This is a genomic window from Rhodovulum sp. 12E13 (genome assembly GCF_003340565.1).
In the GTDB taxonomy this organism is placed as follows: domain Bacteria; phylum Pseudomonadota; class Alphaproteobacteria; order Rhodobacterales; family Rhodobacteraceae; genus HLUCCA09.
The window spans coordinates 24736-31066 of the sequence record NZ_QPLK01000028.1 but is presented as its reverse complement, the minus strand read 5'-3'; the positions used below and the strand labels follow the sequence as shown (position 1 = coordinate 31066).

The 6331-nt window shown below is 63.0% G+C and carries 6 protein-coding genes and 1 pseudogene; 2 read left to right on the top strand and 5 right to left on the bottom strand.

Annotated elements, in window-relative coordinates:
- Positions 1–562: 562 nt before the first annotated feature.
- Positions 563–1123 (bottom strand): annotated as a pseudogene (locus DLJ49_RS17960) (transposase); the annotation flags it as partial.
- Positions 1124–1335: 212 nt separating this feature from the next.
- Here DLJ49_RS17960 and DLJ49_RS17955 point away from each other — a divergent pair.
- The gene (locus DLJ49_RS17955) at positions 1336–2079 is read left to right on the top strand and encodes a type II restriction endonuclease (RefSeq protein WP_115394918.1); all 744 of its coding nucleotides are present in this window, start codon (positions 1336–1338) and stop codon (positions 2077–2079) included.
- Here DLJ49_RS17955 and DLJ49_RS17950 read toward each other — a convergent pair.
- The 4 genes from DLJ49_RS17950 to DLJ49_RS17935 all read right to left on the bottom strand — a co-directional run bounded on the left by DLJ49_RS17950 (position 2035) and on the right by DLJ49_RS17935 (position 5231).
- Positions 2035–2955, bottom strand: coding sequence for a DNA adenine methylase (locus tag DLJ49_RS17950; RefSeq protein ID WP_233489206.1), 921 nt, complete (start codon positions 2953–2955; stop codon positions 2035–2037). The genes DLJ49_RS17955 and DLJ49_RS17950 overlap by 45 nt on opposite strands.
- A 130-nt stretch (positions 2956–3085) precedes the next feature.
- Positions 3086–3475 carry a hypothetical protein gene (locus DLJ49_RS17945; RefSeq protein WP_115394917.1) on the bottom strand — a complete coding sequence of 130 codons (390 nt, stop codon included), beginning with the start codon at positions 3473–3475 and terminating at the stop codon, positions 3086–3088.
- Positions 3472–4782: a recombinase family protein gene (locus DLJ49_RS17940; protein WP_115394916.1), complete on the bottom strand. Its 1311-nt coding sequence runs from the start codon at positions 4780–4782 to the stop codon at positions 3472–3474. Before DLJ49_RS17940 ends, DLJ49_RS17945 begins: the two co-directional genes overlap by 4 nt.
- Entirely contained in the window at positions 4779–5231 is a 453-nt protein-coding gene (locus DLJ49_RS17935) for a DUF2924 domain-containing protein (protein ID WP_115394915.1), read from the bottom strand. Before DLJ49_RS17935 ends, DLJ49_RS17940 begins: the two co-directional genes overlap by 4 nt.
- Before the next feature lie 375 nt (positions 5232–5606).
- Here DLJ49_RS17935 and DLJ49_RS17925 point away from each other — a divergent pair, with 375 nt between their 5' ends.
- On the top strand, positions 5607–6329 hold the full coding sequence (locus DLJ49_RS17925) for a hypothetical protein (protein WP_199533419.1): 723 nt from the start codon (positions 5607–5609) through the stop codon (positions 6327–6329).
- Positions 6330–6331: the final 2 nt, after the last annotated feature.

Genomic DNA, 6331 nt, shown 5'->3' with positions numbered 1-6331 from the left:
TCCGCGCATCACCATCCCGGCCAGCGGCGCCATGTCAGCCGCACGAACAGGCCTGACAAAAGAACGCACTCGATCACATGCCCCGACGATCAGAAATTCCTTGCAAACCGAGCGGCATCCACAAAAGAACGTTCGATCCCAGTTCCGTTCCCTCCGCCACTTGCCCCCGCGAAAGCGTTCTCCCGATCCGGCTCCGGCCGGATTTTTCCGTTGTATCTGAGGGTTATGCGGGAGGGGCTGAGCACCGGCCCCGGGGCCAGGTGGCCCGGAAGCGGTCTCTCAGGGCCGAAATTCTCCGGACCTCATGACTGCGTTGGTTTGGTGAATAGCTTGTAAAGGTATGACTGAAATGGGAATTTTCGCTCGGCTAGATCGTAGTTCGAAGTCAGTCGCCGCTGGTTGTGAGCGGACTGAATTCCAACCGGGAAGCGCAGCCCTTGAGCGACGTGACGAAGGTAGCACGAGGAGGATGAACCTCTTAGCTGACCAAGGTGCTGAAGTCGTGTCCCATCGAGTGGTGTAGCTGGCGGCTGGCCTGACGGCCTCGTCAGCGGCGAGCTGATCAGTCGCCCTGCGCGGCAGGGAGGCTGACGTGGGGATCATCGCCGACGGGCACGAGGGTTTCCAGCGTCATGTAGCGGTAGCGTTGGACGGCCCATTCCTCGGTCTGCTCCATAAGGATCGCGCCGACCAGGCGGCGGATGGCGGCCTCGTTGGGGAAGATCCCGCATACGTCGGTGCGCCGCTTGATCTCGCCGTTCAGCCTCTCGATGGGGTTGGTGCTGTGCAGCTTGACCCGGTGCTGGGCCGGGAAGGTCATGTAGGCCAGCACGTCCTCCTCGGCGCCGTCCATGAGTGCGGCGAGCTTCGGGAGCTTGGGGCGCATCTGGTCCGCCACGCGCCGCCACTGGGCGCTGGCGGCGGCATGGTCGGGCTGGGCGAAGGCGGTGGCGATGAAGGCGGAGACCACGCGCCGGCTGCTCTTGCCGGCGTGGGCTAGGGCGTTCCTCTGGGAATGCACGCGGCACCGCTGCCAGGTCGTGGACGGAACCCGCGCCGTGGCGGCCTTGATGCCCTCGTGCGCGTCGCTGATGACCAGCTTCACGCCCGACAGGCAGGTCCGCATCCGCGCTCTTCTACACCAGCGCGCGAAGGTCCATCATGGGCTTGGTCATCGGGGTCGTTCCTCGATCCAGGCTGGCTCAGCAACCCGACCCTACCGAGGACCCCGGTGACCGCCCCGAGCTACACCACGTACGGGGACACGACCGGTGCTGACTCTACTTGCTGATCTGGATAGGCTCAGGAAAAACTTGATTCTTTCGGGGGAGCAGCATGTCGACCATTCAAGAGGTGCTCTTGGCAGAGATGGACAAGCTCGCAGACAGCTACGCTGTCTGCGGCATTGTCGATCAAGCTGGCAGCGTTTACCCGCTCGGCGCCGACACAAAGGTCCTGAGTACGATTTTCGAGCTTGTCAGTCGACCGGCAGTCTACGCTGCGGCGAAGGTGCTTGGATACGAAGTTGTCGAACCGACAGTGCAGAACCACTATCCTGACTTCACCTTCCATCGTGGGCTTGGAGACAACGGGAAGATCGCAATCGATGTGAAGACAACCTACCGAATGCATGACGACGACAAATTCAGTTACACACTTGGCGGCTACACGAGCTTCATCCGCCCGGGCAACGAGAAGAAGAACATAGTTTTCCCGTTCCCCGAGTACTCCGAGCATTGGGTTCTGGGATTCGTCTACAACCGCATCGCTGAGAAGAAAGCGGGGGCGGAACACCAATACACGATTGATCGGATAGGAGAAATCCCTTTGCCGTTTGAAAATGTCGAGGTTTTTGTTCAAGAGAAATGGAGAATTTCTTCAGATCGCGCCGGCAGCGGGAACACGACCAACATCGGCAGCATCCACGCGACAATCGACGATTTCCGTGCTGGCAACGGCCCGTTCGCTTCGGAGGACGAATTTTTGGATTACTGGCGCTCCTACGGTCGAACGAAAGCCGACCGTTCGGATTTCTCAAACATCCATGAGTTCCGCGCGTTCAAAAAGCGGCAAGGGTGACTCTGGAACTTCAGCGGGTGTTGCGGCGACGTTCTCCGAAAGAACAACCACTTCCGTCATTGCGTTGCGCAACTTCTCCTGCGGACCGACATGATAGAAGTGCTCCATTGTGCGCTGCGGGTAGTCTGAGAACAAACGGTCAACGTAGTCGTTCCGTCGGTATTTATTCTCTAGCCACATAGATAGGGCGAAGCCGGCTTCGCTGGCGATCAACGACTGGGCCAACGCGTCGGCTTCCTCTTCGGTGAAGCCGTTGTAGTAGTCGACGTGCCGTCCAACGTAGGGAGGGTCGCAGTAGATGACGTCGCCAGCTCGTGCACTTCCGACTGTTAAGCGCCAGTCCTGCACGAGAAATTGCCAATCCTTGCCCTCCATCGCCTTCGCCGCCCATTCGACCTGATTGACGATCTTTGTAATAAGCGCAGGCCGGAACCGCTCGGGCTTGCGGCAAAACGGAACGTTGAAGCCACCTTTCTTATTGAACCGCATCATCCCGTTGAAGCACGACCGGCTAAGGAATATGAAATCGAAGGGATCGCCGCACTCGTTGAAACGTTCTCGAATATAATAGTAGTGCGCTTCACCCTTCTCAAGCAGTTGCGTCCCTTCTCGCTCTAGATATTTGCGAATGGTGCGGCCGTTTATCGAGCCATTCTGAATTGCGCGATACAGGTCAATCATATGCTCGTTTGTGTCGGCCAAGAGGGCGCGTTGCGGTGCGATATTGAGCGCGACAACAGCAGAACCAATGAAGGGCTCGATCCATCGGCCACTACCATCCCACTCGATAGAACGGGCGATAAGTGGGACAACCTTAGTTTTGATGCCTTGTGTTTTGATAGGTGGGGCTTTTGGGGCAATGTTGCGCGGTAGCAAAGAGATCTCCTGGCAGCTGAACTCATGTTTAGGTGCACAGCATCGAGGCGCCAAGCACGAAGGCACCATAACTTGTGCGTGTGCCGGGTCCAACATACAAAAGACGGAAGGTCTCGTCAGCGTTCGTGGCTCATATCGAGCCGAAGTGCTGCACCTGCCGCTCCCACTCCACCGGAAACGGCTCCAACACCCGCCCCAGCGTCACTTCCGACCCTTGCTTCCCGTCCAGGATCGCCTCGACGATGTCGGGCGCGAGCAGGGTCAGGCGCAGGACGCGAGTCATGTAGGAGGGCGCGATCCCCTCCCGTTCGGCCAGTTCGGCGATGGTGGCGAACTCGCCCGACTCCAGCATGCGCTTCCAGCGGAACGCGCGGGCCAGCGCTTTCACCAGCGTGTTGTCGGTCCGGCGCGGTTGCGTGGCGCCTTCGGGCACCTGCATCTCCTTGCGCCCGCCGCGCTTCAAGATCCGGAACGGGACATGGAGCGTCACAGTTTCTGGGATCGGCGTGCTGCGGCTCATGCTGCCATCTCGATTCCGCCGGCCAGCATCTCTCGCGCGAGGCCGTCGAGGCCGTCCACTCGGAGCCGGACGTTCAGCCCCTCCGTGCCGATGTCCACGCGCTCAACGAGCAGCGCCACGATGCGCGCCTGCTCGGCGGGGAAGAGTTCGTCCCACAGCGGATCGAGCTGCTGCAGGGCCCTGCGAGCGTCGGCCTCGGTGATGTCGTCGGCGTGGGCGCACGCCGCCTTCCATGTGCCTGCCACAATCTCTGGCTGCCGGAACACGGCACGGAGTTGGTCGATGACCGCGGCCTCGATCTCGCTCGCGGGCACGCGGCCCACCGGGCATGATCCGGCCCCGTGCTTCAGCACGGTCTGGCTGACATAGTAGCGGTACAACCGCCCGCCCTTGCGCGTGTGGGTTGGCGTGAAGGCCGCCCCGTCAGGAGCAAACAGCAGCCCCTTCAGCAGCGCCGGCGTCTCGGCGCGCGTCCGTGCGGCGCGCTTGCGCGGGCTTTCCTGCAGGATCGCATGGACGCGGTCCCATGTCTCGCGGTCGATGATCGCGTCGTGCTCGCCGGGGTAGCTCTCGCCCTTGTGGACCGCCTCGCCGATGTAGGCGCGGTTGTTCAGCATCCGATACAGGTACTTCTTGTCGATCCGGTTGCCGCGCGGCGTGAGTATGCCGCGCTTCGCGACCTCGCGGGCCAGTTCCGTGCCCGATCCGATCTCGAGGAAGCGCGCGAAGATCCAGCGGACGTGCTCGGCGGCGTCCTCGTCCACCACCAGCTTCCGGTTCTCGACGCGGTAGCCGTAGGGCGGCACCCCGCCCATCCACATCCCCTTCTTGCGGCTGGCGGCGACCTTGTCTCGGATGCGCTCGGCCGTCACCTCGCGTTCGAACTGGGCGAAGGACAGCAGGATGTTCAGCGTCAGCCGCCCCATTGAGGTCGTGGTGTTGAAGCTCTGCGTGACGGAGACGAAGGTCACGCCGTTTCGGTCGAATACCTCGACCAGCTTGGCGAAGTCGGCGAGCGAGCGACTGAGGCGGTCGATCTTGTAGACCACCACCACGTCGACCAGCCCGTCCTCGATGTCCTCCAGCAGCCGCTGCAGGCCGGGCCGTTCCAGCGTGCCGCCCGAGAGGCCGCCATCGTCATACTGATCGCGCACCAGCACCCAGCCCTCGGAGCGCTGACTGGCGATGAACGCCTCGCAGGCCTCCCGCTGGGCGTGGAGCGAGTTGAACTCCTGCTCCAGCCCCTCCTCCGACGACTTGCGCGTATAGATCGCGCAGCGCTGTTTGCGCACGATGGGCTTGGTCATGTCCGCCTCCGCCGGTTCTTGAGCCCGAAGAACACGAGCCCGTTCCAGCGCGTGCCGGTGATGGCGCGGGCGATGGCGGAGAGCGACTTGTAGGGCCGGCCCTGCCATTCGAAGCCGTCCGCCGTGACCGTGACGACATGTTCGACGCCCTGCCACTCGCGGATCAGCCGCGTGCCGGCGATGGGCATGATGTCTGCGCGGACGCGGCTCTTCTTGCGGTCACCGCCGTCGAGTTCCTCGCCCAGCCGCTCAAGCCGTCGGATCGTCTCGGGCTTCAGCCCACCGTAGGCCAATTCCTGGATGCGGTAGGCGAGCCGGCTCTCCAGGTAGCGGCGGTTGAAGGGCGGCGGCTCGCTGTCGAACAGGTCGCGCCATTGGGCCTTCAGCTCGGGCGTCGTCGCCGTCTTCAGCTCGGCCAGGCGCGCGGGGATAGGATCGTGGGTGGTCATGCGGTTCTCCGGTGAGTTCGAGTTGCATGACGGCATGCGCTCGCCCGAGAGTGTAGGCGATTTTCTCCAGTATCTTCAGAAGGTTCACCGCGCTCGCGCAGCCGCAACCGGACCAGCCCCAGCGCCAGCAGAGCGCAGAGTTCGGCGCGGCGCTCGGCGGGGGTCATCGCTGAGGGGGCGAGCGAGTTGGGGCGACGGATGGGACCGGGATCGAACATCATGATCCAACGGTGTCGCAACATGCCGCCGCCCGCGACCTCGGAACCGGTCAGCCCATGCCCGCCGGGAGAGGGTGAACCCCTCCGCCCTTGCCACATCGGAATGGGTTGAGGGGGTCGGGCGTTCCCATTATGTTCATGCTATCCCGCATGATTCATGAGGCCGCCGATGTCGCTGCAATCGCTCGACCGTACACAATGGAGTTATGCAGAGGCGCTTGCCCATGTGCAGAACGTGACCGTCGCGCGGCGCGCAACAGAGGCGGCCAAGGCGCCACCGAAGCCGAGGCCTGCGCAGGACCACTGGAACCCGCCGCAGGATCCGAAGATCGCCTGGAAGGCGGAGGCGGAAAACGAGCTGCTGGTCGCTCTTCGGGATGGCGATCTCATCGCGCAGGGCCGGTACACGGAGGAGCGGCCGAACGGTTGGGGCTACGGCAATAGCAGCGGGTTCGGCCTGCATTCGGGCTATCACACCAGCATCCGGCCAGAGCAGTGGCGGGAGGGCAAGTATTTCTCCGACCGGCTGACCGCACGGGACTGGGAGTTCATCGACATCCGCATGCCGCGCTTTCTCGTGAAGGCGATCTGGCCGGATTACGTGCCCGAAGTCGTCCGCCCTGCAGAGGGTGCGGACGCGGTGCCGTATACGACGCCCTACCTCGAGCTGATGCAGGCGGCGATTGCGAAGTTCGGGATCACGCCCGAGACGCAGGGCAAGAAGGAATGCCTCGTCGACTGGTTCCTCGAGCAGCGGATCGAGGGCGAGCCGGTGTCGAACAAGCTCGCCGACGCCATGGCCACGCTGATCCGGCTGCCGTCGGCGCAGCGCGGCGGGTCGAAGCGGGTCGCGGGCCCGGACCTGCGCCAGACGGGCTGAGA

Excerpts from the sequence above, each read along its gene's own strand:
- DLJ49_RS17955 (WP_115394918.1), top strand. The coding sequence starts at position 1,336 with ATGTCGACCATTCAAGAGGTGCTCTTGGCAGAGATGGACAAGCTCGCA.
- DLJ49_RS17945 (WP_115394917.1), bottom strand. The coding sequence starts at position 3,475 with ATGAGCCGCAGCACGCCGATCCCAGAAACTGTGACGCTCCATGTCCCG.
- DLJ49_RS17940 (WP_115394916.1), bottom strand. The coding sequence starts at position 4,782 with ATGACCAAGCCCATCGTGCGCAAACAGCGCTGCGCGATCTATACGCGC.
- DLJ49_RS17935 (WP_115394915.1), bottom strand. The coding sequence starts at position 5,231 with ATGACCACCCACGATCCTATCCCCGCGCGCCTGGCCGAGCTGAAGACG.
- DLJ49_RS17925 (WP_199533419.1), top strand. The coding sequence starts at position 5,607 with ATGAGGCCGCCGATGTCGCTGCAATCGCTCGACCGTACACAATGGAGT.